General features: G+C 67.6%; 23 protein-coding genes and 1 pseudogene. 13 read left to right on the forward strand and 11 right to left on the reverse strand.

Features of this window, described 5'->3' with window-relative positions; genetic code table 11:
• The first annotated feature begins 91 nt into the window (after positions 1-91).
• From ACPTTF_RS30640 to ACPTTF_RS30660, 5 genes are all read left to right on the forward strand, one after another.
• Complete coding sequence (locus ACPTTF_RS30640) at positions 92-577, forward strand: hypothetical protein (RefSeq protein WP_423369443.1); 486 nt, start codon at positions 92-94, stop codon at positions 575-577.
• A 242-nt stretch (positions 578-819) separates the two neighbouring features.
• Positions 820-2,256: a PepSY-associated TM helix domain-containing protein gene (locus ACPTTF_RS30645; RefSeq protein WP_423369444.1), complete on the forward strand. Its 1,437-nt coding sequence runs from the start codon at positions 820-822 to the stop codon at positions 2,254-2,256.
• On the forward strand, positions 2,234-2,677 hold the full coding sequence (locus ACPTTF_RS30650; protein WP_423369445.1) for a DUF2946 domain-containing protein: 444 nt from the start codon (positions 2,234-2,236) through the stop codon (positions 2,675-2,677). Before ACPTTF_RS30645 ends, ACPTTF_RS30650 begins: the two co-directional genes overlap by 23 nt.
• A gap of 173 nt (positions 2,678-2,850) precedes the next feature.
• On the forward strand, positions 2,851-4,974 hold the full coding sequence (locus tag ACPTTF_RS30655; RefSeq protein WP_423369446.1) for a TonB-dependent receptor family protein: 2,124 nt from the start codon (positions 2,851-2,853) through the stop codon (positions 4,972-4,974).
• A gap of 50 nt (positions 4,975-5,024) precedes the next feature.
• Positions 5,025-7,142: a TonB-dependent receptor gene (locus ACPTTF_RS30660; protein ID WP_423369447.1), complete on the forward strand. Its 2,118-nt coding sequence runs from the start codon at positions 5,025-5,027 to the stop codon at positions 7,140-7,142.
• Between the two features lie 88 nt (positions 7,143-7,230).
• Here ACPTTF_RS30660 and ACPTTF_RS30665 read toward each other — a convergent pair whose 3' ends face one another.
• The 4 genes from ACPTTF_RS30665 to ACPTTF_RS30680 all read right to left on the reverse strand — a co-directional run bounded on the left by ACPTTF_RS30665 (position 7,231) and on the right by ACPTTF_RS30680 (position 10,461).
• Entirely contained in the window at positions 7,231-7,596 is a 366-nt protein-coding gene (locus ACPTTF_RS30665) for a copper resistance CopC family protein (RefSeq protein ID WP_166955005.1), read from the reverse strand.
• A gap of 16 nt (positions 7,597-7,612) precedes the next feature.
• Complete coding sequence (locus ACPTTF_RS30670) at positions 7,613-8,530, reverse strand: hypothetical protein (RefSeq protein WP_423369448.1); 918 nt, start codon at positions 8,528-8,530, stop codon at positions 7,613-7,615.
• 109 nt (positions 8,531-8,639) lie between these two features.
• Complete coding sequence (locus ACPTTF_RS30675; protein WP_423369449.1) at positions 8,640-9,023, reverse strand: DUF2946 domain-containing protein; 384 nt, start codon at positions 9,021-9,023, stop codon at positions 8,640-8,642.
• A gap of 193 nt (positions 9,024-9,216) precedes the next feature.
• Positions 9,217-10,461, reverse strand: a complete 1,245-nt coding sequence (locus tag ACPTTF_RS30680; RefSeq protein ID WP_423369450.1) for an NADH:flavin oxidoreductase/NADH oxidase family protein — start codon at positions 10,459-10,461, stop codon at positions 9,217-9,219.
• A gap of 77 nt (positions 10,462-10,538) precedes the next feature.
• Between ACPTTF_RS30680 and ACPTTF_RS30685 the strand changes: the two genes are divergently transcribed.
• Together ACPTTF_RS30685 and ACPTTF_RS30690 are read left to right on the forward strand one after the other, a co-directional pair.
• Positions 10,539-11,009, forward strand: coding sequence for a MerR family transcriptional regulator (locus ACPTTF_RS30685; protein WP_423369451.1), 471 nt, complete (start codon positions 10,539-10,541; stop codon positions 11,007-11,009).
• Positions 11,010-11,113: 104 nt separating this feature from the next.
• Positions 11,114-11,812 (forward strand): hypothetical protein, encoded by a 699-nt coding sequence (locus ACPTTF_RS30690; protein ID WP_423369452.1) that lies wholly within the window; start codon positions 11,114-11,116, stop codon positions 11,810-11,812.
• A 77-nt stretch (positions 11,813-11,889) separates the two neighbouring features.
• Here the strand turns inward: ACPTTF_RS30690 and ACPTTF_RS30695 are convergent, their stop codons facing one another.
• The 3 genes from ACPTTF_RS30695 to ACPTTF_RS30705 form a co-directional block, all read right to left on the reverse strand.
• Complete coding sequence (locus ACPTTF_RS30695) at positions 11,890-13,344, reverse strand: hypothetical protein (RefSeq protein ID WP_423369453.1); 1,455 nt, start codon at positions 13,342-13,344, stop codon at positions 11,890-11,892.
• Between the two features lie 328 nt (positions 13,345-13,672).
• The gene (locus tag ACPTTF_RS30700) at positions 13,673-14,323 is read right to left on the reverse strand and encodes a response regulator (protein WP_166955015.1); all 651 of its coding nucleotides are present in this window, start codon (positions 14,321-14,323) and stop codon (positions 13,673-13,675) included.
• Between the two features lie 3 nt (positions 14,324-14,326).
• On the reverse strand, positions 14,327-16,054 hold the full coding sequence (locus ACPTTF_RS30705; protein WP_423369454.1) for a CHASE domain-containing protein: 1,728 nt from the start codon (positions 16,052-16,054) through the stop codon (positions 14,327-14,329).
• Positions 16,055-16,292: 238 nt separating this feature from the next.
• Between ACPTTF_RS30705 and ACPTTF_RS30710 the strand changes: the two genes are divergently transcribed.
• Entirely contained in the window at positions 16,293-16,613 is a 321-nt protein-coding gene (locus ACPTTF_RS30710) for a DUF1330 domain-containing protein (RefSeq protein WP_423369455.1), read from the forward strand.
• Positions 16,614-16,647: 34 nt separating this feature from the next.
• Here ACPTTF_RS30710 and ACPTTF_RS30715 read toward each other — a convergent pair whose 3' ends face one another.
• Entirely contained in the window at positions 16,648-17,484 is an 837-nt protein-coding gene (locus tag ACPTTF_RS30715) for an NAD-dependent epimerase/dehydratase family protein (RefSeq protein WP_423369456.1), read from the reverse strand.
• 82 nt (positions 17,485-17,566) lie between these two features.
• Between ACPTTF_RS30715 and ACPTTF_RS30720 the strand changes: the two genes are divergently transcribed.
• A complete protein-coding gene (locus ACPTTF_RS30720; protein ID WP_423369457.1) occupies positions 17,567-18,670 on the forward strand; it encodes a LacI family DNA-binding transcriptional regulator in 1,104 nt (367 codons plus the stop codon).
• 102 nt (positions 18,671-18,772) lie between these two features.
• On the opposite strand, the gene ACPTTF_RS30725 is transcribed toward ACPTTF_RS30720, so the two are convergent.
• Entirely contained in the window at positions 18,773-20,065 is a 1,293-nt protein-coding gene (locus tag ACPTTF_RS30725) for an MFS transporter (protein ID WP_423369458.1), read from the reverse strand.
• A gap of 321 nt (positions 20,066-20,386) precedes the next feature.
• Here ACPTTF_RS30725 and ACPTTF_RS30730 point away from each other — a divergent pair.
• Positions 20,387-20,512, forward strand: a pseudogene (locus ACPTTF_RS30730) (Ada metal-binding domain-containing protein); the annotation flags it as partial.
• Between the two features lie 104 nt (positions 20,513-20,616).
• Complete coding sequence (locus tag ACPTTF_RS30735) at positions 20,617-21,150, forward strand: methylated-DNA--[protein]-cysteine S-methyltransferase (protein ID WP_423369459.1); 534 nt, start codon at positions 20,617-20,619, stop codon at positions 21,148-21,150.
• Positions 21,151-21,169: 19 nt separating this feature from the next.
• Here ACPTTF_RS30735 and ACPTTF_RS30740 read toward each other — a convergent pair whose 3' ends face one another.
• A complete protein-coding gene (locus ACPTTF_RS30740; protein ID WP_423369460.1) occupies positions 21,170-21,988 on the reverse strand; it encodes an AraC family transcriptional regulator in 819 nt (272 codons plus the stop codon).
• A gap of 77 nt (positions 21,989-22,065) precedes the next feature.
• Here ACPTTF_RS30740 and panB point away from each other — a divergent pair, with 77 nt between their 5' ends.
• Positions 22,066-22,923 carry a 3-methyl-2-oxobutanoate hydroxymethyltransferase gene (gene panB, locus ACPTTF_RS30745; protein WP_423369461.1) on the forward strand — a complete coding sequence of 286 codons (858 nt, stop codon included), beginning with the start codon at positions 22,066-22,068 and terminating at the stop codon, positions 22,921-22,923.
• A 36-nt stretch (positions 22,924-22,959) separates the two neighbouring features.
• Here panB and ACPTTF_RS30750 read toward each other — a convergent pair whose 3' ends face one another.
• A complete protein-coding gene (locus tag ACPTTF_RS30750; RefSeq protein ID WP_021160045.1) occupies positions 22,960-23,451 on the reverse strand; it encodes an Lrp/AsnC family transcriptional regulator in 492 nt (163 codons plus the stop codon).
• Between the two features lie 156 nt (positions 23,452-23,607).
• Here ACPTTF_RS30750 and glmS point away from each other — a divergent pair, with 156 nt between their 5' ends.
• Complete coding sequence (gene glmS, locus ACPTTF_RS30755) at positions 23,608-25,437, forward strand: glutamine--fructose-6-phosphate transaminase (isomerizing) (RefSeq protein WP_423369462.1); 1,830 nt, start codon at positions 23,608-23,610, stop codon at positions 25,435-25,437.
• Positions 25,438-25,749: the final 312 nt, after the last annotated feature.

Genomic DNA, 25,749 nt, shown 5'->3' on the forward strand with positions numbered 1-25,749 from the left:
CCCGATCCGCTTCCGGAAGCGCGCCGGGCTGATTCCGCGCATCAGCGTGACGACCGTCCCCTCCCCGCAAACGGATGTACAATCGCGCGCCATGAACGCACTTCGCCGCTTCCTGCTCCGGCAAGGCGTCGCGCGACAGCTGCTGTGGGGGTTCCTCCTCGTGACGCTGCTGTCCCGCGCGCTGATGTCGGGCGCCGTGATGCTCGATCCGGACGGTCCGGATGCGGGCTCGGTGGTGCTGTGTTCGGGCCGCGGCCCGCTGATCGTCAACGTGGCCGCGCTGGCCGCCCGTTTCGATGCCGGCGCGCCGATCACACCGGCCAACGATGCGCTCGCGCTCGCCGATGCGCTCAAGCATGACGCGCATGCCGACAACCCGGCTTCGTCCGGAAGCAGCGACAGCCTGTGCGCATTCGGTGCCGCGCTGTTCACGGCGTTGGCGTCGTTCGTGCTGCTGGTGCTGCTGTTTCCCGCCGCCGCGCCGCGGCGCTTCCGGATTCACGTCGACCGTCTTCCCTTCGTGCGATCGATCTTCGACGATCGCCCACCCTCCCGCGCGCCTCCTCTGTTCTGCTGACGGTTCCACCCTGCGGCCCGCGCACGTCGATGTGCACGGGCCTGCACGCCGTTCGTCTCATACGACCTGATTCAAGCGTTCACCCGCCTGCCCGCATCGCGCGGGCGACGCCGCCATGCGCATCGTCCGCGCATGGCGCCGCGCCGCCCGTTCCGTCGCTGCGCACAAGCGGGCGCAACGCACGTTGACGTCCGCCGGCCCGCGCCGGCGTGGCCGCTCAACGAACACGAGGAGCTGACACCATGTCGACCACCGTCGAACGGGCGATCTCGCCCGCTCAATCCACCCACGCCGGTTACCGGACGCTCTGGCGCTGGCACTTCTATGCCGGCCTGTTCGTCATGCCGTTCCTGGTGGTCCTCGCGATCACCGGAACGCTCTATTGCTTCCAGCCGCAGATCGAGCCGCTGCTGTATCCGCACCGGCTCGTCGTCGAGCCACGCGCCACGCCGCGACTCGATTCCGACACGCTGCTCGCGAGCGCGCGCACCGCGATGCCGGCCGGCGCGACGCCGGTTTCCGTCCAGGTCTCGACCGCGCCGGACCGCAGCGCCGAATATGTGTTCCGGCTGCGCGACGGCAGCCGCGAGAGCGTGTACGTGAACCCGTACGACGGCAGCGTGCTCGGCACGCTGAGCGTCGAGAACCGCTTCATGCAGATCGACCGGATGCTGCATCGCAAGCTGCTGCTCGGCAAGACAGGCGAACTGCTGATGGAGCTCGCCGCATGCTGGACCTTCGTGATGATCGGCACCGGCATCGCACTGTGGTGGCCGCGTGGTGCGGCGCGCGTCGGGCAGGCACTGCGCCCTGACCTGTCGCTGCGCGGCCGGCCGCTGTGGAAGAACCTCCACGCGACGGCCGGCATCTGGCTCGCGGCCGGCACGGTCGCATTCATCCTGACGGGGCTGCCGTGGTCGGGCTCGTGGGGCAAGAACTTCAAGGCGCTGGCCGCGACCGTAAACCTCGGTGCACCGGAAGGCGCATGGGGCGGCGGGTCGGTGCGCTCGACGCGCCCGGGTGCCGCCGCGGCGGCCGGCCATCATCATGAATCGGGCGAGTCGATGCCCGGGATGGTGATGGACGACCTGCCGTTGCCGCAAACGCCGTGGGCGGTCGGCAACGTGCCCGTCCCGCATTCGCCGTCGGCACCGACGCCGGCACCGCTGCCGCTGGCCCGCGCAATCGCGATCGTCGCGGGCCTCGGCGTGACGAGCGGCTACACGCTCGCGCTGCCGGCCGGCGCGGACGGCGTGTTCACCGCGTCGTACTTCCCGGACGATCCGCAGGCCGAGCGGACGATCTACATCGACCAGTACAGCGGCACCGTGTTGAAGGACATCCGCTATGACGACTACGGCGCGGTATCGCGGGCCGTGTCGTACGGCACGTCGCTGCACATGGGCCGCTACTTCGGGCTCGCGAACCAGATCATCTGTGCGGTGCTGTCGCTCGGGCTCGCCGCGATGGCCGTCACGGGCACCGTGATGTGGTGGAAACGCCGCCCGGCGGGCAAGGTGGGCGCGCCGTCGCGCGAACGCGGCACGCCGCCGATGCGCGGCTGGATTGCGGGGCTCGTGCTGCTCGGCATCGTCTTTCCGCTGATGGGCGCGACGATCGTCGCGGTCTGGTTGATCGACCGTCTGCTGTTCGGCCGTGCGGCACGCGCGGCAGCCTGATTCATCACGCGCCGGCGTACGTTGCGCGCCGACGCGGCAAGCCCGGGCCACAGCGTGGCTCGGGCTGTTCGCGCTCGTGCTCGCACTCGTCGCACCGCTGATCTCGCAACTGCGCGCGAGCGCATCCGATAGCGGCGTGCCGGCCGCGCCGATCTGCTCGGCAACCGGCAACACGCTCGTGGCGCACGCGGGAACGCATGCGCCGGCCGATTTACCGGCCGATTTACCGTCCGACAAGCATTTCGACCGCTGCGGCTATTGCGGCCTGCTCGCCGGCCATCCACCGCTGCAAGTCGCGGTGCTCCTCTCCTCCTCCCCGGCCGTGCGGCATGCGCCGCCCGAGCTACTGATCCCCATCGCCCACCGCCCGGCGAAGCGCTATGCGCTCGCCGCGCGCGGGCCGCCTTCCGCCCGCGCCTGACGCACCTCGCGACCGCGCCGCCGCACACCGCGCGGCGCCGTCCGCTTCGCCTGCCCGCCCTGCCGGTGCCCGATGCCGAGCCCGCGCGCGTGACCACGCGCGGCGGCCGGCGCCGCGCATGGCGCGCATCGAGTCCGTTTCATCATCGTCACCATAACCCTACGTATAACGACATGTTTCCCTTGACCCGTATTGCCGTCGCGCTGTCCGGCGCGATCTCGGTGCTCTCCGCGTCGGCCGCATGCGCACAAGGCGCCGCGCCGACCAACGCCCCGACCGACGCGCCGGCAGCATCGACACTGCCCGCGATCAACGTCAACGCGACCCGCGCGACGGACGCGCTGACGTCGAAATCGACCGCCGACCTGAAGCGCGCGCTCGACCAGACGGTCGGCTCGGTGGGCTTCGTCGATGCCGACAGCTACCGGAACACCTACGCATTCACGCTGCGCGACGTGCTGAAGGACGTGCCCGGCGTGTTCGTCGAAAACCGCTACGGCCAGGAGCTGCGCCTGTCGATTCGCGGCTCCGGAATTGCCCGCTCGTACCACACGCGCGGTCTCGAGATCCTGCAGGACGGCATCCCGACCAACCTCGCGGACGGCAGTGGCGACTACTACCAGATCGATCCGCTCGCGCTGCAGGCCGTGCAGGTCTACAAGGGCGGCAACGGCCTCGCGTACGGTGCATCGACACTCGGCGGCGCGATCGACTTCATCACGCCGACTGCCCATACCGCCGACGCGCCGAACATCGTGCGCGTGGAAGGCGGCAGCTACGGCACCGTACGCACGAGCGCGCAGATCTCGCGCGTGCTCGGCCCGCTCGACTTCCTCGCGAACTTCAGCGTCAATCATTCGGACGGTTATCGCGATCACGCGAAGGGGCAATACGAGCAGTTCAACGCGAACGTCGGCTACCGGTTCAGCCCGGCCGTCGAGACGCGCTTCTACGTCGGCGTGTATGTCGTCGACCAGTTGCTGCCGGGCACGCTGTCGCTGTCCGACGCGCTGAACAATCCGACCAAGGCCGCGCCGAACGCGATATCGGGCGACCAGGCGCGCAATACGCGCACCGAGCGGATCGCGAACCGCACAACGGTGAAGCTCGATTCGGGCGAACTGCAATTCGACACGTGGGCGATTCACAAGAGCCTCTATCACCCGATCTTCCAGGCGCTCGACCAGGACGGCTGGACCTACGGATTTGCGCCACGCTACACGGGCCGCCTGACGCTCGGCGGGATGCGCAACGACCTGATCGTCGGCGCGCGCTTCTTCGGCGGCCGCACGCAGGCGAACCAGTACGTGAACGTCAACGGCAACAAGGGCGCGCAGACGCTCGACTCGACGCAAGCCGCGTTCAACTACGAGGCGTACGTCGAGAACCGGCTGTTCTTCGTGCCGACCGTTGCGCTGATGACCGGCGTGAAGGTGCTGCACTCGGTGCGCGAGTACATCGACAACGGCGGGCTGCCGCGCGACCCGAACTACAAGTCGACGAACGCGAGCTACAGCGGCGTCAATCCGAAGCTCGGGCTGCTTTGGCAGCCGGATGCGAACACCCAGGCGTACGTCGACATCACGCGCAGCCAGGACGTACCCGACTTCACCGACCTCACGCAAACCTTCTCGAACACGACGCGCTTCACGCCGCTCGCGTCGCAGCACGCGTGGACGATCGAGTTCGGCACGCGCGGCTCGCGCGAGCGCGTGAGCTGGGACGTGACCGCCTATCGCTCGCTCGTGCGCGACCAGTTGCTGCAGTACACGACGAACCCGGACGTGCCGGCGGCGACGTTCAACGCGAACAAGACGGTGCTGCAAGGGATCGAGGCCGGCGCGTCGGTCGAGCTGTTCCGCAACGTCACCGGTCGCGGCGTGGGCGACAAGGTCACGCTGTCCGGCGTCTGGAACCTGAACGACTTCCGCTTCAAGAACGACCCGCAGTACGGCAACAACCGGATCGCGGGCGTACCGTTGAACGTGCTGCGCGCGACGCTGGGTTACGCGCGCCCGAGCGGCTTCCACATCGCGGCCACGCTCGACTGGGTGCCGTCGGGTGCCTGGGCCGACGACGCGAACACGTTGCGCGTGCCGAGCTACACGCTGCTCGGGCTGCAGGCCGGCTACGACTTCCGCAACGGACTGTCGCTGTTCGTCGACGCGCGCAACCTGACCAACAAGCGCTACGTCAGCGACATCAGCACGGTCGCGGACGCGCGCACCGCGAACACCGCGATCTTCTATCCGGGCGAAGGACGCAGCGTGTTCGCCGGCATGCGGTACGCGTTCTGATGCGCCGCCTGCGGCATGACTCGTTACACAGATTCAAAGGAAACCGAAACATGAAGTTCAGATTGATGCTGCCCGCCGCCTTGCTCGCGGCCTTCGCGCCCGCCGGGCAAGCCCAGGAAAGCGACACCGGGAACACCGGTGCCACGCTTGCGCCGATTCGCGTCAACGCAAGGAAGGCGACGCCGCTCACGCAACCGCTCGACACCGGCAGCCGTCTCGGCCTGTCATCGCTCGAAACGGCCGCGAGCGTCGAGCAGATCGATCGCAAGACGCTCGACTCGCGCGGCGACAGTGCGATCGTCGACGCGGTGAGCCGCGCCGCCGGCATCAGCGCATCGCCGCATCCCGGCAACGGCGGCTCGGAACTCGGCGCACGCGGCTTCGTCGGCGCGTCGTCGGTCACACAGCTTTATGACGGCGTGCGCCCGTACGGCGCAATCGGCATCACCTTTCCGTTCGACACGTGGTCGGTCGACCATATCGACGTGCTGCGCGGCCCGGCTTCGGTGATCTACGGCGAAGGCGCGATCGGCGGTGTCGTCAACATCGTTCCGAAGAAGCCGACGCGTGGCCCGATCCAGAACGAGCTGCAAGCCGGTGGCGGCACCGAGGGCACGGCGCGGGTCGCGTTCGGCAGCGGCGGCGCGATCAACGACAAGCTGTCGTACCGCTTCGACATCAGCGGCAATCGTTCGTCGAACTGGGTCGACCGCGGCAATTCGCGCAACCTGTCGATCTCCGGCGCGCTGCGCTACGACGTGACGTCCGACCTGTACGTGACGGCGTCGTATGCGCAGGGCTTCCAGCACCCGATGCAGTATTTCGGCGTGCCGCTCGTCAACGGCGCGCGCGATCGCGCGCTCGACAAGAAGAACTACAACGTCGGCGACAGCGACATCGCGTTCCGCGACAGCTGGGCGACGGTGTCGGCGAACTGGCAGCCGAGCGACAGCCTGAACGTGACGAGCACGCTGTACCGGATGAAGAGCAACCGTCACTGGAAGGATGCGGAGTACTACACGTACCTGCCGTCGACCGCGCAGGTCCGGCGCAGCAGCTATACGGAAATCTTCCACGACCAGGAACAGTACGGCAACGTGACGGCGGCCACCGTGACCTCCGCGCTGCTCGGGATGCGCAACACGTTCTCGACGGGTGTCGAGTTCAATCACACGACGTTCCAGCACGACAACAACTCGCCGTATTCGGGCACGTCGACGGTCGATCCGTTCAACTTCGCCCCGGGCAGTTTCATCAACACGGCCGGCACCTATCCGAAGTACCGCAGCCAGTCGAACCAGTACGCGCTGTTCGCCGAGAACCGGCTCGAAATCACGCCGCGCTGGTCGGTGATCGGCGGGCTGCGCTACGACCACGCGAGCGTGAACCGCGACGATCTGGTGAACGGCGGCGCGTTCACGAAGGTATTCGCGAACACGGGCTGGCGCATCGGCACCGTGTACGACGTGCAGCCCGGCCTCGCCGTGTACGGCCAGTATTCGGTCGCGGCCGACCCGATCAGCTCGCTGCTGTCGCTGAATGCGTCGAAGGCGAACTTCACGCTCGCGACCGGCCGGCAGATCGAAATCGGCGTGAAGCAGTCGTTCCTGGACGGCAAGGCGGAATGGACGCTCGCCGCGTACCGGATCGTCAAGAGCAATCTCGTGACGGCCGATCCGCTGAACCCGAACCAGTCGATCCAGGTCGGCCAGCAGTCGTCGCGCGGGCTCGAGGCAACGGTCGGCGCGGAGATCGCGAAGGACTGGCGCGTCGACGCGAACGTGTCGATCCTGCGCGCGAAATACGACGACTTCCAGCAGACGGCCGGCGGCACGACGGTGTCACGCGCGGGCAACGTGCCGGTGTCGGTGCCGCAGCGGCTCGCGAACCTGTGGGTGAGCTGGCGCTTCGCGCCGGACTGGACGGGCATCGCAGGCGTCAAGTACGTCGGCAAGCGCTTCGCCGATACCGCGAACCAGCTCGTGATGCCGTCGTACACCACGGTCGACCTCGGCCTCGCGTGGAAGCCGCGCAAGGACACGACGATCACGGCGCGCGCGTACAACGTGTTCAATCGCCGCTTCGTGCAGTCCGCGTACTACAACGAGACGCAATACCTGCTCGGCAACGACCGGCGGCTCGAAGTGCTGGCGAACTACCGGTTCTGACGCGGCGCGAAGCGCTGTGACGCACTGTGCAGCACTGCAACGCGCGTGCCGCCGGCACATGCACGGCGGCGCGCGCGTGCGGCCGGCGTTACTTCACCGTGAACGCGTAGTGCCCCTGCGTGCGGTGCCCGTCGAGCGCGACGGCCACCCACGCCACCGTGTAGACGCCGGGCGCAAGCGGGTTCAGCGCGACGGACATGTGCTTGCGGTTCGACGCGTCGACCTCGGCCTTGCCGTTCGTGACGGCGTGGCCCTGCGCATCGGTGACGGCGATCGAGCTGAACGCGGGTTCGAGCCCGTCGTCGAAATCGATCGCGACGCGTGGCGGCGACGCGGTCACGGTCTCGCCGGCGGACGGCACCTGATGCGTCGGGAACGCATGGGCATGCGCGAACTGCGCGCCGGCGAGGAGCAGCGCGGCGGCGGCCATGCGCAATGTGGTCAGCTGATTCATGGCGTTTCTCCGTCGATCAGAACAGCGGCTTGCCGAGCGAGCCCGGGAACAGGTCGTCGAAATACAGGTGCGCGTCGAAGAGCACGCCGACATGGTTGCCGCTCGCGCGATTGACCGGGATCTGCGCCTCGACACCGAATTGCCCGTAGCGATTGAGCCACAGTACACCCGGGTTGATCGTGCCGGTCGTCTGGCCCGAGCACGCGCCCGCCGTGCAGGTGCTCATCGGCGCCTCAACGACGAAGACCATGTTGCTGAGCGGCTGCGGCAGGCCGAGGTTCTTCACCTGCTGCTGCAGGTACGGAATGCTGTATTGCAGCGTCATGCCCCAGCCGAGCGAGTTCGGGCCCTGGTCGGAGGAGGCCGTGGTCAGGTTCGGCCCGAGCTCGGCCGTAATCGCGAACGGGCGCAGATAGCCGAGCGACGCGGGCAGATCGCCGAAGCCCTTGCCGACGTAGACGGCCGGCGTGAACGTCGAGTACGGATTCGCGATCGATTTCGCGCCGGTGCCGCCGATCTCGGTCTTGAGGCCGACCGACGCCATGAATTCGTGCGCGGCGTTCGTATAGGCAAGGTACTTCACGCCGAGCGTCACGTTGTCCCAGCCCTTCGCGGAGCCGCCGTCCGGCGCGTTCTGCGACACGTACTGGCTGGCGACGCTGAACGCGAGGTTCTTCGTGATCAGCTTGTCCCACTCGTACGACACGGTATTGACGTTAATGCTGTTGCCGTTGTCGTCGGAGGACTTGATGTGGCCGAACTGCGTGTCGAATTCGTCGCCGACACCGGGGTCGTCCACGGTCATCGTCGCGGGAAAAACGCGATCGCCCACCACCGCGTGAGCGTTCGCGAAGGCAGCATGGGTCAGGCCGGCGACGGCGGCCAGCAGCGCGGCACATGCGCGGGGCGCGTGCCGTTGGTTGAAGCGGGGCATGTTGTGTGTTCTCCGGTTGTCGTTCGATGCCGTCGCGCGCACGCGCGACGAACAGCCGCCTGTTCCGGCCGCGAAGCGGCGGCGGGTCAGGCAGAAAAATCAGACGATCTCAGGAGAACGCAGGGGGCGCGCGCGATTGCGCGACGGTATGGACGAGACGGATGCGGGCCGGGATCGATGCCGACGCGATCGGCCTTTGCGAATCCACGCGCGGAACGACGAATGCAACGGCATGGCCCGGCAGCGCGGCCGCATGGCCAACGAAGCTGCAATAGGGGCAGGCTTGCCAGTGCGCCTTGACGCTGTGCGCGGGCTTGCCGTCGTCGTGCGCGATCACCGCTTCGTCGACGCTCGCCGTGCAATAGACAGCCAGCGCATCGACGAGCCTGTAACGCGACGCCATCATCTGCGAAACCGCAGGGGCGAGCGCCATCATCAGGATTGCGATCAATCCGATCAGGCTGCCTGGCTTGCGGAAACGGGCGACGTGCATGACGCGCGACGAGAGCGGATTGCGATGAAGGTGGTGGATTATGCCACGCTGAAATCGCGCTCAGGCGCCTGAATAATGCAGTAAACGGGTTCGATATTTCGGAAAGTAATCCGAAAGGATCGAGCGTTGAAACGGCCCGCCAGGCGACGGGCCGAGCGGTGCGGGACAGTCGAGGCTGCCCCGCCCGCGTACGTCACGCACGCGTGCCCGCTGTGCGCCCCGCCATCCACTTCCGGTAGCGCCGCGTCTGGCACTGCGCGGCCAGTTGCTGCCTGACCAGCGCGCGCAGCGGCGACACCTGCGGGTGCGTGCGCCGGCCTTCGCTGAGCCGCGTCAGCTGGAACTTGACGACAGCCATGTTGGCCAGCGCGCCCAGCGCCTTGTTCTTCCAGCGGATCGGCTGCAGCACCGGCGCGCTGTCCTTGCCGGCCCGCCAGTCGCGCGGCAGGTTCGGCTCGATCGACAGCGCGGTCGCGATGCCGACCATCGCCACGCCACTGTCGACCACCTGCTCGGCGACCACCCGGCGCCGGATGCCGCCCGTCACCATCAGCGGCATCCGCGCGACGGCCGTGATGTCGCGTGCGAATTCGAGGAAATACGCTTCGCGGGCCAGCGTGCGCCCGTCGCGCGCCTCGCCCTGCATCGCCGGTACTTCATAGCTGCCGCCCGACAATTCGACGAGATCGACGCCGAGCGGATTCAGCAGTTCGACCACGCGCTTCGCATCGTCCGCGCTGAAGCCGCCGCGCTGGAAATCGGCCGAGTTCAGCTTGACCGCGACCGCGAATTCCGGCGACACCGTCGCCCGCACGTCCCGCACGATATCGAGCAGCAGGCGCGCGCGATTCTCGATGCTGCCGCCCCACCGATCCTGCCGGCGGTTCGTCAGCGGCGACAGGAACTGGCTCAGCAGATAGCCGTGCGCCGCGTGAATCTCCACGCCGTTGAAGCCGCTCTGCTCCGCGAGCCTGGCGGCGCGCACGAAGCGCTGCTGTACATCCGCGATGTCGGCTTGCGTCATCTCCTTCGGCACCGGGAACTGCTTCGACAGCGCGCCGAGTTCGAGCGCCACGGCCGACGGCGCGAGCGTGGTCTGGCCGAGCGCCGCCTGCATCTGGCGCCCCGGGTGATTGATCTGCATCCACACGTGCGCGCCGCCCGAGCGCGCCACCTGCGCCCAGCGGCGGAAGCGGTCGAGATGCGCGTCGCTCTCGAGCACGACCCCGTTCGGCCCCGTCATCGCGCGGCCGTCCACCATCACGTTGCCGGTCAGGATCAGGCCGACCTGGCCGTCGGCCCACGCCTGGTACAGGCGCAGCAACGCGTCGGACGGTGCGTGGTTCGCATCGGCCATGTTCTCTTCCATCGCGGCCTTGGCCAGACGGTTCGGAATCACCGCCCCGTTGGGCAGTGTCAGCGGCGTAAACAGGTTCATGGAGGGCACCCTCGATTGACGATGCCCAACGATAACTTTAAAGTCAACTTTAAGGTCAAGCCCCTTTGGAGCACAGCATGAAAATCGGCGAACTGGCACGGGCCAGCGGCATCGCGGCGTCGCGCATCCGCTTCTACGAAGCGAGCGGCCTGCTCGAACCGGCCCGTCGGCAGGCCAACGGCTATCGGGAATACGGGTCGGAAGCGTTGACGCGCCTCGCGATCATCGACCGCGCGCAGCGCGCGGGCTTTGCGCTCGACGAAATCCGCGCGGTGCTGCCGCCCGATCTCGGCGCGTGGCCGCGCGACGAACTGCTGGCCGCACTGCGGCACAAGGTCGACGAAATCGTGCTGCTCGAACAGCGTCTCGCGCAGAACCGACAGCATCTCGAGACACTGATCGACGAGATCGAGAACAAGCCGGCGGGCGAGGATTGCGCGGGCACCGCGCAGCGGATGCTCGACCGGCTGTGCGCGCAGGCCGACGAACCGCCGGCGCCGGTGCCCGCGCCCGTGCCGGTCCCGCGGCCGACGCGCAAGCGCGCATGACCGGTTACACGGCGCCACCTGACGAACGATCAACCTGCGCTGCGGCGAGACGAGCCGACGCATATGCGCCGGCTTCCGCGGCGCGCCCCCAAGACCCGATCCGCATGACGATTCCCCGCATCAAAGGATGCCTCGTCGCCGCGCTGCTGACGTTCGGCATCGGCGGCACCTACGCCGCGACGTGCAGCGACACGCCTGCTTCGATCCGTTGCCCGGACACCCCCGATCTTCCGGGCGACATCGTCGCGCAGCTTCCCGCCGGCTACGAAGCGCTGGACGCCGCATCGGGACACCTGACCGACAGCGCCCGCCTCGGCTATGTCGTCGTCGCGCATCAGCCCGACGATTCGATGCGCAAGGCGTCGCTGCGCCCGCTGATGATCTTCCTGCCGGGCAAGGACGGCCACTACCGGCTCGCGGCGCGCAACGACACCGTGATCATGAAAGCCGACGAAGGCGGGATGGGCGACCCGTATCTCGATGGCGTCGCCGAGAACGCGCTCACGATCGAACCGCGCACCTTCACGGTCGAACAGGGCGTATTCGCGGGGCCGAGCCACTGGCGCGACCGCGTGACGTTTCGCTACGACGCCGCGCATCGCACGTGGGTGTTCCATCGGGAAGTCATGCGGAACTGGCGATTCGACGACGACCCGAACGGCGATGCGCTGAAGGCCGACCCGGTGCGCGTCACGCGCGCCAACGCGGCGAAAGCCGTCACGTTCGAAGCGTGGCGGCCGAGTTACTGGTGCGATTCGGCCGAGCGGCGCGGCACCGATCCGGCTTGCAGCAAACCGCATTGACGGCCGTGGCCGGCCCCCCCTGCGATGCAGGTCGACCGGCGCGGCGGGCGAGCACGCGCCGGTCGACCCGATACCCGTTACTGCAGCCAGATCCCCACATAGGCGGACGACGCCCCCGCGCCGCCGCGCTCGACCAGCACGTAGCGCGTGAGCCCGTACGCGGTCTGGTAACGGTAGGCCGACAACACGGTGCTGCCCGGCTGGCCGCCGAGCGACACGAGCGGCGTGCCCGTCAGCGCGCCCGTCACCTGCGCGGCCGGCACCGCGACCGTTTGCGGAGTCGACCCGCCGTTCGCGACGACGAAGGTCGCGCCGCCCTGCCCGTCGAACGACAGATAGTTGCCGGTCGTCGTCGCGGGGCTCGTGCCGCCCTGCAGGCAATCCTCGTAGTAACGCGTGAACGACACGCCGACGAGATCGGATGCCTGCGTGACCGGCACCGCGTCGGCGGGCACCAGCACGTCGGTCGACTTCAGGTACGACGGCCCCGTGCCCTGCCCCGGCAGCGACTGGCACAGCATCGCGACGGCGGGCAGATTGAAATCGGTTGCGCTCGCATCGAAACCGTTGGCCGCCGCGATATTCGCGCCCCACGTGTAGTTGCCGCCGACGCTCGTGAACGCCGACGCAACCGGCGGGCTGCCGAACGACACCGTGCCCGCGATCCCGCCGCCGGAACTCCCTGACGCACCCGCATCGAGGATCGAACCGCGCAGGCTCGTCGTCGATGCGAGCGGCTGCCGGTAGTTGAAGTCGAGATAACCGACCGTGGTGTTCGCCGGCGCGGCCGACGACGCGAGCGGCGCCTGCGTCGTCACGCCGCTGACCGCCGCCGCGCCGCCGTTGTCCGGCGCGGTCGTCGAAAACTTCTGGCTCGTGCTGGTGTTCACGTACGTCACGGACGGGTTGTCGGCCGTCGGGCGAATCAGCCCGAGATGGTCGAGCACCGCGTCGACGAGCTGGTGGTTCGCCTGGAACGGCGTCGTGACGGGATCGAGGCTCGTCCAGTCGACACCGTACGCGGACGGCGGGAACATCGCCTGCAGGTCGGCGGTGACGTTCACGTAATAGCCCTTGAGCTGCGCGTCGTCGAGCGTCTGCAGCGAATCGGTCAGCGTGCGCGTGATGCCGCTCTTCGCGATCGTGCCGAAGAAGATGCCGGTCGTGAGCGGCGTCAGGTTCATGTTCGACACGGTGCCCGAGCCGACGTACGGCGCCACGAGCAGCCCGTCGGCCGTCTGCGCCTCGATCAGGAACGGCGACGAGCAGTGGATGTTGTGCATCACATAGGTGCCGTCCGCCGCGCTCACGGCCGAGCCGCACGTACTGCCGTCCGCCTGGTAGGCCGTGATCGTCGCATTGCCGAGCGGCGAGCCGGTCGCGACCGTGCCGCTCAGCGACGTCGTCACGTTGCTGTTGCCGTTGCCGCTGTTGTTCGTCGACGGCGTGCCGCTATCGCCGCCGCCGCATCCGGCCAGCGCGCCGAGCAGGGTCGTGCCGGCCAGCAGGCCGGCCAGGGTCTGTTGTTTCATCGTGGTCTCGCTCTTGTGGTTGTGAAAGGTTGTGAACGACGAGCCCGGCGCGACGGCGTGGCCGCCGGCAAGCCCTGCGCGAACGATGGCGCGCGCGACGGCCGGCACGTGCCGTGCGCGCGGCCGTGGCGTTCAGGCCGTCAGGCCGCGTGGGTCGGGCAACAGGCCGGCAAGGCCGGGCCCGTCGGGACGAATCGGAATGGCATGAAGACCCCGCGGTGTTGTTGTCGTATTGATCGGGATCGTAGGGCCGGCGCGCGGGCCGGACAATCGCTCGACGGATCGATGCAACCATCAACCCGTGAGCGAGGGGGCCCCGCTTCGCGGTTCAGCGCGCGGGGGCGGGAGACAGGTTCAGCGCGGAGAAACGGATCAGTTCGGCGTTGTTGTCGAGGCCGAGCTTGCGCTTGATGTTGGTGCGATGCGCTTCGACCGTGTTCGCGCTGCGGCCGATCCGCTCGGCGATCTGCTGCTTCGTCAGCCCTTCGCCGATCATCCGCAGGATCTCGATCTCGCGCGGCGACAGCGCGGCGAGCGGCGTGGTCGGCTTCGCGGCCTGGCCGCGCGCACGGCGCAGCAGGTTCTGCTGCACTTCCGGCGGGAAATACGGCACGCCGCGCAGCACCGAATCGATCGCCTCGAGGATCGTGCGGCTCACGTTCGCCTTGTTCACGTAGCCGAGCGCACCGGCCAGCGCCGCCGGCTCCGCATACGCGGCATCCGAGTGCATCGAGATGCAGACGACGCCCGTGTCGGGATACGTGTGCGCGATCGTCTCGATCAGCCGCAGCGCCAGCGTGTCGCCGAGCATCAGGTCGATCACAGCGATGTCGGGCCGGTGGGTGCGCACGGCATCGAGGCCGTCGCGCTCGTTGCCGGCCTGCGCGACGACCCGGTAGCCGGGCACCGCGTGCAGCAGCGTCGCGAGGCCTTCGCGGACAATCGGATGATCGTCGACAAGCACGAGGGTCTGGTTCATCGGTCAGTCCACTTCGACGGTCGTGCCGCCGGTTTCGTTGGTCAGGAAGCGCGCATGCAGGCCGAGCAGCTGCGCGCGCGAACGGATGCTGCGCAGCCCGAGGCGCGATGCCGGCTGCGCGGCCGGATCGATACCGGGCGCGAAGCCCGTGCCGTTGTCGTGGATCGACAGCGCGACCCGGCCGTCGATGTCGCGCAGCGCGACTTCGATACGCGTCGCGCGCCCGTGCCGCAGCGCGTTCGAGATCGATTCCTGCACGATCCGGTACAGGTGCAGCGATGCATCCGGCGACAGCAGCTCGGTATCGTACTCGACGCTCAGGTGGCAGCCGCCGGCGGCGATGCGGTCGACGTCGCCGCACAGTTCGCGCAGCGCGGCCGCGAGATCGTGCGGCGACCCGTCGAACGGCGACAGCCCGCGCGACAGCGTGCGGATCGTCTGGATGCCGTCCTCGACGATCGCGGATACCTTGTCGATCACCTGCTGCGCGTCGTCCGCGCCGTCGCGGCGCGATTGCGCGAGCGTGCTCAGCATCAGCGACGCACCGGTCAGCTTCTGGCCGAGGTCGTCGTGCAGCTCGCGGCCGATCTGCTGGCGCTCGCGCTCGCCCTGCCGCGTGAGCTCGCGCTCGGCGCGCAGTTGCGCGTCGAGCAGCGCCGACACCTGGTGCTGCGTGCTCGCGAGCGACACCGACTGCTGCGTGACGGTGTCGGACAGCCGACGCTGCGACAGCAGCAGCAGATAGATGATGAACGCGCTGGCGAGACTGATCGCGCCGCCGAGCGCGTAGCCGATCGCACGGAGATGGCGGCCGATCGCGTCCTGGAAGTGGCCGGCCGGTACCGCGATATCGAGCACGAACTGCCGGCCGGCCACGACGAACGTGCGGCGCTGCGTCAGCGTCGGCTTGCCGGACAGCGCGTCGTTGTCGTACGCGAACAGCACACGGCGCCGTACTTCGGCCAGTTCGCCGGGCTTCGCCACCGTATGAAGCCGCAGCGACACGAACTGCCAGTCGTCGTCGGGCATCGCCTCGCGAATCAGCGAACGCACGTCGACGAAGATGCCGGCCGATCCCGTCGCGCGCGACAGGCGCTCGGCCGGCGGCGGCACCTCGCCGCCGCGGTACACCGCGAGGCGGATGCCGAGACCGGGGCCGACGTGTCCGTCGAGCTGCGTGACGCCGACGCCGGTCGTATGGGGCTCACCCGTCCGGTTCGTGTCTTCCACGACGTTCCAGCCGAAGTTCGCGGCAACGTCGCGCCCGACGTAGATCGCCTTGTAAGGCACGTTGTAGCGCAGGACGGCCCGGTACGCGTGCGGCGTCCTGGCCGGAAACACCGTGAAATCCGGCCGCTTCAGCCGCGCGCGCATCGCCTGCTCGTATTGCTGCGTATCCGCGGTCGCGACGTAATCGCAGTAGTTGATCGTTTCGATCGCGGGGAAACGCTGCGCCACGTGCAACGACGCGACGTAGTCGCCGAACTGCTGCTGCGTCGGCTCGCCGACGACCGACCACAGCCCGCGCACGCCGGACAGCACGTCCACATAGCGCAGCAGTTGAACCTGGATCTTGTTGCCGGTATCGGTGACGAATTCGCTGAACTTCAGGTCCGCCGCCGCGCGGGCGCGCACGTCGAGCTGGACGACGACCAGGTGCGTGACGCCGAGCAACAGCATCAGGACGATCGCGGCGATCGCGAACGGATGGCGGGAGGCGCGCCGAAGCATGACGGGTAGCGTGGCGTGGTGATCGGGCGAACGCGCCGGGGCGGCCGCCGTGCTGGGTCGATTGTCGTCACGCGGCCGGGGGATCGGCCGCGTGTGGTCTCGCCGCATTCTTACCGACGCGCGGCCGGCTGGCAAGGCGAGACTGCGTTGCGATTTCCTTACGTCGGAGGTCATCGACCCGCGCCGCCCGCGCCGCGATCATGGCGCCATCGATTCACATCACACCACGGAGCCCGCCATGACCGCCTACGCCATCGCCCACCTGCACGACGTCGAGATGTGCGACGACATCGTCGCGTACCTCGAGCGCATCGACGGCACGCTCGCGCCGTACGACGGCCATTTCGTGATTCACGGCGCGCGGCCGGAGGTGCGCGAAGGCGTGTGGCGCGGCGACCTGATCGCGATCGCGTTTCCCGATCTCGGCACGGCGCGCGCATGGTACGAATCGGATGCGTACCGGCAGATCCAGCCGCTGCGCGCACGTCACGCGAGCGGCCCGGTGATCCTGATCGACGGTGTCGACGCGCGGCACAAGGCGACGGACATCCTGCGCTGAGCCGCGATGCCGGCGACGGCGGCGGCGGCGACGCTTACGATGCGTTGCGCTCCATCGGCTCGCCGACGACGAATCCGCCGCCCTGGAACCGCTGCGCGGGATCGTCGTAGTCGGCGGTCGGCGCCGTCACCGGGAACAACCCGGCGAACTGCTCCGAGCTGTCGCGCGGGCGGAAGCCGAGGAAACCGGCCTTCGTGTTGTCCCACCATTTCACCGGGTTGTCCGACGCGCCGTACACGATCGCATGCCCGACGCGGTTCGTCAGCAGCGAGCAGCGCACGAGCTCGATGAAGTCGCGATAGCTGAGGAACGTCACGAGCATGCGCGGATTCTTCGGCACTTCGAACGACGAGCCGATCCGCAGACACACCGTCTCGATCCCGAAGCGGTCGAAGTAATAGCGCGACAGCGATTCGCCGAAGCACTTCGTCACGCCATACAGGCTGTCGGGGCGCAGCGGCGAATCGGCGTCGAGCACCTCCGTGACCGGGTGGAAGCCGATCGCATGGTTCGAGCTCGCGAACACGACGCGCTTCACGCCGTGCTTGCGCGCGGCTTCGTACAGGTTGTACGTGCCCGTGATGTTCGCGCCGACCAGATCGTCGAACGGCGCGTCGACCGAAATGCCGCCGAGGTGGACGATCGCGTCCACGCCGTCGACGAGCTGCATCACGGCCGCGCGATCGGCCAGGTCGACGACGCGGGTTTCTTCATGCGCAGCTGAGTCGCCGAGCGTCGCGATGTCGCTGACGCGCACGACGTCGGCCCAGTCGGCGAGCGCGCCGCGCAACTGGCGGCCGAGGTTGCCGGCCGCGCCCGTCAGCAGCAGGCGCCCGAACGGTTTGCGCGCGCCGGTGGATGAGGCGTTCATCGAATCTCCTTGAATCTGACCTGAAATCTGACTGAATCGGAAAACGTTTTCCAACTATACGCGGGAGCGCGGCCGAACGTCAATGGTCGAACCCGCTCGCAGCCATCCGCACTTTCCCGATATCGGCGCGTGGCCGCACGGCCCCGTTTTCTGCCACAATCCGGCGTTATCGAACGAAAACGTTACCCTCCCGATGAAAAAAGTTTCCCCGACGATCCGCGACGTGGCGGCGGAAGCCGGCGTGTCGGTCGCGACGGTATCGAAGTACGTGAACGGCACGCAGCGCTTCTCGCCGACCGTCGAAGCCCGGCTCAAGGAGGCGATCGAGCGGCTCGGCTACCGTTCGAACCCGCTCGCGCGTTCGATGATCACCGGCCGCACGCGCACCATCGGCCTCGTGATCCTCGACATCAGCAACCCGCACTTCACGAACGTGGTGAAGGGGGCGAACCGCGTCGCGCTACAGCACGACTACACGCTGCTGCTCGTCGATACCGAGGAGAGCCAGGCGCGCGAACGCTCGCTGATCGAGGCGCTCGCGCAGCGCGTCGACGGGTTGATCGTCAGCACGCGGATGCCCGACGACGAAGCCGGCTGGATGCTCGACCTCAACAAGCCGCTCGTGCTGCTGCGCCGCAGCCCGGGCCTGCCGATTCCGAGTGTCGGCATCGACAACCGGCTGTCGACCTACATGCTCGCGCGCCATCTGCTCAATCTCGGCCACACGCGCATCGCGTATCTCGGCTTCGGCACGGCGCGTGTAAACGACGAGCGGATCCAGGGCGCGCGCGACTGCCTCGCCGAAGCCGGGCTCACGCTCGACGTGCACGACGCGCATGCACCGACCGCCGAAGCCGGCGAGCGTGCGTGCTCGCGCGTGATGCTCGGGCCGCAGCGTCCGCAGGCAGTGATCTGCTACAACGACCTGATCGCGCTTGGCTTCATGAAGGAAGCCGCGTCGCTCGGCTTCCGGTTGCCGCAAGACGTGTCGGTCGCGGGCATCGACAACGTGCCGTACGGCGCATACGCGGCGCCCGCGCTGACGACCGTCGACATCCAGAGCGAGAACATGGGTGAGCTCGCGATGCAGAAGCTGATCGATGCGCTCGCGGGGCGCACCGATGCGAGCTATTCGACGTTCGAGCCGCGGCTGATCATGCGCGCGTCGACAGCCGCGGTCGGCTGAGTCCCCTGCCCCGAGCCTCTACATGAAAACGCGCCGCCCAAGGGCGGCGCGTTCGTTTTCGGGCACGCGATGACGTGACTGCGCGATGACGCGATCACGCCTTCACGCGTCGAGTTGCGCCGGCTTCATCTTCGGCGTGAGCATGTGCATCACGCCCAGCGCGATCAGGTAGGCCGACGCGCCGATCGCGAACAGCACCCAGTAGTGGCCCGTGCGCTGCAGCACCTGGCCGATCACTTCCGAGAACAGCACGCCGCCGATCGAGCCGGCCATCCCGCCGATCCCGACCACCGATGCAACCGCGCGGCGCGGGAACAGGTCGGACGCCGTCGTGAACAGGTTCGCCGACCAGCCCTGGTGCGCGGCCGCCGCGAGGCCGACGATCAGCACCGCGATCCACAGGCTCTGCACCTGCGACACGAACGCGATCGGCAACACGCAGCACGCGCAGATCAACATGGCCGTCTTGCGCGCACGGTTCACGCTCCAGCCCGCGCGCAGCAGCATCGACGACAGCCACCCGCCGCCGATGCTGCCGACCGTCGTCAGTGCATAGATGCAGACGAGCGGCATGCCGATGTGCTGCATGTCCATCCCGCGCGATTCGTTGAGCCACTTCGGCAGCCAGAACAGGTAGAACCACCACACCGGATCGGTCAGGAACTTGCCGATCAGGAACGCCCACGTCTCGCGCTTGCGGATCAGTTCGCCCCAGCGCGGCGCGCCGGCGTTCGCGTTCGCGGCATCGAGCGCCTCGGCTTCGTCGCGCGGCTCGTCGTATTCCGCGGCGAGCGCGCGCGTATCGGCCTGGCGATAGAGCACGAGCCACACCGCGAGCCACACGATGCCGATCGCGCCGATGATCACGAACGCCGACCGCCAGCCGTAGGCCACCGCGATGGCCGGGATGATCGCCGGCGCGAATACCGCGCCGATGTTCGCGCCCGAGTTGAAAATGCCGGTGGCGAGCGCACGTTCGCGGCGCGGGAACCATTCGGCCGTCGTCTTGATCGCGGCCGGGAAGTTGCCGCCCTCGCCGATCCCGAGCAGCGCACGCACGAACGCGAAGCCCATCACCGAGCCGACCGCCGCGTGCAGCATCGCGGCGATGCTCCACACCAGCATCGCGACCGCGTACGAGACGCGCGTGCCGAGCCAGTCGACGATCCGCCCGAAGCCGAGCAGGCCCAGCGCATAGAACGCGGAAAACGCCATCACGATGCGGCCGTACTGCACCTGGCTCCAGCCGATGTCGTGCTGGAGCATCGGCGCGAGCAGGCCGAGGATCTGCCGGTCCATGTAGTTGATGACGGTCGCGAAAAACAGCAGCGCACACACGGTCCAGCGGTAGCGGCTGGCGGCCGCGCGCACGGCGCCGACGACGGCAGATTGCATGAAATGTCTCCGATGCGCGGCCGCGCCCGTCGCGCCGCACGGTATTCGTTGACCGGCGACCGGCGCCGGGGCGGGCGGCGGCGCGCTGTCGCGCACGGCCGATTCCGCCGATCAATCTGGAAAACGTTTTTCAAAGGATAGGGCGTCTGCCGGCGCCCTGTCAGTCGGGGATTTCGATGAGTCATCTCAAATTGGTCGCGGCAAAAGAGATGACTGTTTCGCAACGTGGCATTAACCGTTTTTCCCGGATTTTCCCAACGCGGGCGCGGGCGCACTGCCGCCGATGCACATGTCCGATTCCAGCCAGAATCTGGGGCCGGGATGGTTTACAGTCGCCTCATGCGCCTCGATCCCGACACCTGCCACGACGCCCTGCTTTCGCGGAACCGCCGCTTCGACGGCGGGCTCTTCGTCGGCGTCGCGACGACGGGCGTGGCTTCCCGCCCGCACCGCGACCGTGTGCCATCATCCGCGCCGCATGCGGCGCGCCGTGCGCCGTGGCGCGCGTATGCCGCACAGCACGTGTGGCGCCTTCATGGAGATGTGTTGCGATGACGCCCGCTCACCTGATTCCGAGCCCGCTGGGCGATATCGCCGTGCGTATCGAGGACGATGCGCTGACGGGCCTCTACTTCGTCGGCCAGAAATATTTCCCGTCGCTGGCGATCGCGCAGGACGCGGACCCACTCGCCATGTCGCCGCTTGCGCGCAAGGTCGCGGAAGAAGTCGCCGAGTACTTCACCGGCGCGCGCGAAACCTTCTCGGTGCCGATTCACTTGCGCGGCACCGCGTTTCAGCGACGGGTATGGAAGGAACTGCTCGCGATTCCGTTCGGCGAACTCGTGACGTACGGCGACATCACCGAACGCGTCGGGTTGCCGATGAGCGGTGCGCGCGCCGTGGGCGGCGCGGTCGGCCGGAACCCGGTGTCGATCATGGTGCCGTGCCATCGCGTAGTCGGCGCATCGGGCAGCCTGACCGGTTATGCGGGCGGTATCGACCGCAAGCGTGCGCTGCTGTCGCTCGAAGGCGCGGGGTTCGAGCGCGGCGCCCACCATCCGGTGCAGCAGGCGCTCGCGTTCTGAGTGGCGGCGAGCGGCCGCGTCACGCGCTCAGCACGGGCCGGCGCGCTTCACGCTTCGCGTACGCGCCGGGCGTCACGCGGAATTTCGCCTGGAACAGCGCGATGAACGACGACGTCGAGTCGTAGCCCAGTTGCGCGGCCACCGTGCCGATCGGCTCGCCCGCATCGAGCAGCGGCAGCGACGCCAGTAGCCGCACCGCTTGCCGCCATTCGGTGAACGACAGCCCCGTGTCTTGCCGGAACAGCCGCGACAGCGTGCGTCGCGTCGCGCCGACCTGATGCCCCCATTCGTCGAGATTGCGCGTATCGCCCGGATACGCATGCAACGCACGCGCGATTTTCAGCAGGCGCGGGTCGCGCGGCAGCGGCACCGTCAGCGGCGCCGCCCGCATCCGCGCGATCCGGTCGGCAATCAGGCAGACGAGCGCACCGTCCGGCCCCGCTTCGTCGTAGTTCACGGGCAATTCGGCCGTGGCGATCACCAGCTCGCGCAGCAGCGGCGTCATGCAGAGGATCGCGCAATCGTCGTGCACGTCGTCGCGCGCGATCGCGGCGTCGAGATACAGGCTGTGGAACGCGACGCAATCGCGTGTCGACACCGCATGCGGCACGTGCGGCGGAATCCACATCGCATAGTGCGGCGGCAGCAGGTGCCGGCCCGACGGCGTCGACACCTCGAGCACGCCGCTCGTCGCATACATCAGCTGCGCCCACGGATGACTGTGCGCATCGACGCTCGCGTTGCCGGGAATCTCGAACGCACGCACGTACAGCGGCCTCGGCAGGCGCGCCATCGGCGGCACCGCGTAAGGGTCACCCGATTGTCCCGCCAGCAACATAAGACGTCCTCCGAAGGTCATTGCACGAACGAGCGCGATGCTACCGTGGCGGCTCTTCTTTCACACGGCTTCAGCCCATGAGCGCTCATACCCGCACCACCCGCAAGACCGTCACCGCGATCCGTTCGACCAAGGGCGTCGGCAGCCTCGTCTCGCTGACCGCGTATTCCGCGCCGATGGCGAAACTCGTCGACGAGGTGGCCGACGTGATCATCGTCGGCGACTCCGTCGGCATGGTGCTGTACGGGATGCCCGATACGCTGCGCGTCACGCTCGACATGATGATTGCACATGGCGCGGCCGTCGTACGCGGCGCCGCGCAGGCGTGTGTCGTCGTCGACCTGCCGTTCTCGACCTACCAGGAATCGCCTGCGCAGGCCTATCGCTCCGCCGCGCGCCTGCTCGCCGAAACCGGCGCGCAGGCCGTGAAGCTCGAAGGCGGCAGCGAGATGGCCGACACGATCCGCTTCCTGACCGCGCGCGGCATCCCGGTGATGGCGCACGTCGGCCTCATGCCGCAGCAGGCCAACGCGACGGGCGGCTTCCGCGCGCAGGGGATGGACCCGCGCTCGGCCGCGCAGGTGTTCGACGCCGCGCACTCGGCCGAACGGGCCGGTGCGTTCAGCGTCGTCATCGAAGGCACCGCCGAAGCGCTCGCGCGCCACCTCACCGAAACGCTGACGATCCCGACGATCGGCATCGGCGCATCGCCCGCGTGCGACGGGCAGGTGCTCGTGACCGAGGACATGATCGGCGCGTTCGATGCGTACACGCCGCGCTTCGTGAAGCGTTATGCCGATGCGAATGCCGTGATGCGCGACGCGATCCGCCAGTACGCGCACGACGTGCGGCAGCGTGTGTTTCCGGAGCCTGCGCATTGCTTCGGGTATGGCAAGCCGCTGCAGCTGGTGGGCACGGCTGACGCTGCCGCGTAATCGCGTCGCGAACGCATGGCTACCGATGCGATCGCTTCACGCGCGCTTGCGCATCGCATGCGTGACCCGCGCGTTCGCCTCGAATTTCGCGCGATGCGTCGAGAAGAACGTCCGCACGTTGCGGACGTTCGATGCGCCGGTGAACAGCCGTCGCGCGAATTCGTCGTATTCGGCGACGTCGGCCAGATCTGCCACCACCACGAAATCGGGCCCCGGCGACACGCGGTAGCACTGCGTGACGGCCGGCTCCGCGCACACGTACGCTTCGAACGCGTCGTAGTCTTCCGCTGTCTGCCGGTCGAGGCTGATCTCGATCAGCGCGGTGACGGCCGTGCCGATCGCCACCGGGTCGAGCACCGCCACCTGCCGGCGGATCACGCCGGCCTCCGTCAGCCGCCGCACGCGGCGCATGCAGGTGGGCGGCGACGACAGCGCGCGCTCGGCCAGTTGCAGGTTCGACACCGACGCGTCGTCCTGCAGGATCGCGAGAATGCGCAGGTCGAGATCGTCGAGGGTGATGCCGGCCATCGGCGGCTCCTTCCGGTCAGGGTGTGAAATTTAATTTCAACATGATAGACGATCTGCCATTCATTTCATTTGTTCTTGTATTTTGAAATTTAATTCCATTCGACGCCCACTACCATCGCTCTCACTGATCCAGACAGGACATTTACGGAGCGCGATATGTGTGGAATTGTCGGGGCGGTTGCCCAGCGGGACATCCTGCCGAACCTGGTCGACGGCCTGAAGCGGCTCGAATACCGCGGTTACGATTCATGCGGCGTCGTGGTCTACCGCGACCGGGCGCTGGCGCGCGCCCGCAGCGTCGACCGCGTCGCGAACCTGCAGCGCGAGATCGCCGAGCATGCGCTGTCGGGCTACACCGGCATCGCGCATACGCGCTGGGCCACCCATGGCGCACCGGTCACGCTCAACGCGCATCCGCACTTTTCGCCGAGCGACGCGAACGCGCGCATCGCGCTGTCGCATAACGGGATCATCGAGAACTGCGATCAACTGCGCACCGAACTGCAGGCGCACGGCTACGTGTTCGCGAGCCAGACCGACAGCGAGGCGATCGCGCACCTGGTCGACCACCTGTATGACGGCGATTTGTTCGATGCGGTGCGGCGCGCGGTCGCGCGACTGCGCGGCAGCTATGCGATCGCGGTGATGTGCCGCGACGAGCCGCACCGGATCGTCGGCGCGCGCGACGGGATGCCGCTCGTCGTCGGTGTCGGTGATGGCGAGAATTTTCTGGCGTCCGATGCGATCGCGCTGTCGGGGATCACCGACCGGATCGCGTACCTCGAGAACGGCGACGTCGCCGATATCCAGCTGCATCGCTACTGGATCGTCGATGCGGCCGGCCAGCGCGTCGAGCGCGCGGTGCAGCGGGTCGCCGCGCATAGCGGTGCGGCCGATCTCGGGTCGTATCGCTACTACATGCAGAAGGAGATCTTCGAGCAGCCGCAGGCGGTGGCCGATACGTTGCTCGATGTGTCTTCGATCATGCCCGAGCTGTTCGGCGATGGTGCGTGGCGGGTTTTCAACGACGTCGATTCGGTGTTGTTGCTCGCGTGTGGCGGCAGTTATCACGCGGCGCTCACGGCGAAATACTGGATCGAGAGCATCGCGAAGCTGCCGGCCAGCGTGGAAATTGCGAGCGAGTTTCGATATCGCGACGGTGTGCCGAATCCGCGCACGCTGGTTGTCGCGGTGTCGCAAAGCGGTGAAACGGCCGACGTGCTCGGTGCGGTGCATGTCGCGAAGCAAAGCGGGATGATGCATACGCTCGCGATCTGCAACGTCGCGACGAGTGCGTTGATGCGTGAATGTGCGCTGCAGTTCGTCACGCGTGCGGGGATCGAGATCGGGGTGGCTTCGACGAAGGCTTTTACGACGCAGCTCGTTGCGCTGTTCCTACTCACGCTATCGCTTGCGCAAGTGCGTGGGCGGTTGAGCGACGATGCGGAGAAGGAACATCTGCGAGCGCTGCGGCATCTGCCCGATGCGATGTCGAAAGTGCTCGCGCTGGAACCGCAGATCATGGCTTGGTCGGAACTGCTCGCGAGGCGCGACAACATGCTGTTTCTCGGGCGGGGGATGCATTACCCGATCGCGCTCGAGGGTGCGCTGAAGATGAAGGAGATTTCTTATATTCATGCGGAGGCTTATCCGGCCGGTGAACTGAAGCATGGGCCGCTGGCGCTCGTGAGTAACGAGATGCCGGTGATTGCGGTCGCTCCGAACGACATGCTGCTCGAAAAGCTCCGGTCGAACATGCATGAGGTCAGTGCGCGGAATGGCCGGCTTTTTGTGTTCGCGGATGTGGATTGCGGGTTGGTGCCGGGGGATGGGATCGAAGTCATTCGGCTGAATGAGTACTACGGGCCGCTTTCGCCGATTCTGCATACGGTGCCGATGCAGTTGCTGGCGTATCACGCTGCGCTGGCGCGGGGGACGGATATTGATAAGCCGCGGAATTTGGCGAAATCGGTGACGGTGGAGTGAGGGGGTATTGGCTGCCTGTTTTCGTGTTCGCCAAAAATGAAAGCGTCCCGAGGCCTCTCGTAAAAGCGTTCTAGGAAGGGGGTCAATATTCCCTCAAACGCTTGCTGGGCAGGGCGCGGAACGCTTTTACTGTGCCATGTGTATTTCGTGAAAAATACCGGCTTGCGCCCCCCCCTGCTTTTGGCGCAATCGCAGAGGTTGAGCCGCCGCGGAGCGCTTCTTCCTCTCCGGTATAGCCACACCGCAGCCGCATGCTGCTGGACGTGATTTGCGGTGCAGCTCGGGAATCGGCCGCTAACCGGCCAACAGTCC

Source organism: Burkholderia crassaminum (assembly GCF_964265005.1).
In the GTDB taxonomy this organism is placed as follows: Bacteria; Pseudomonadota; Gammaproteobacteria; order Burkholderiales; family Burkholderiaceae; genus Burkholderia.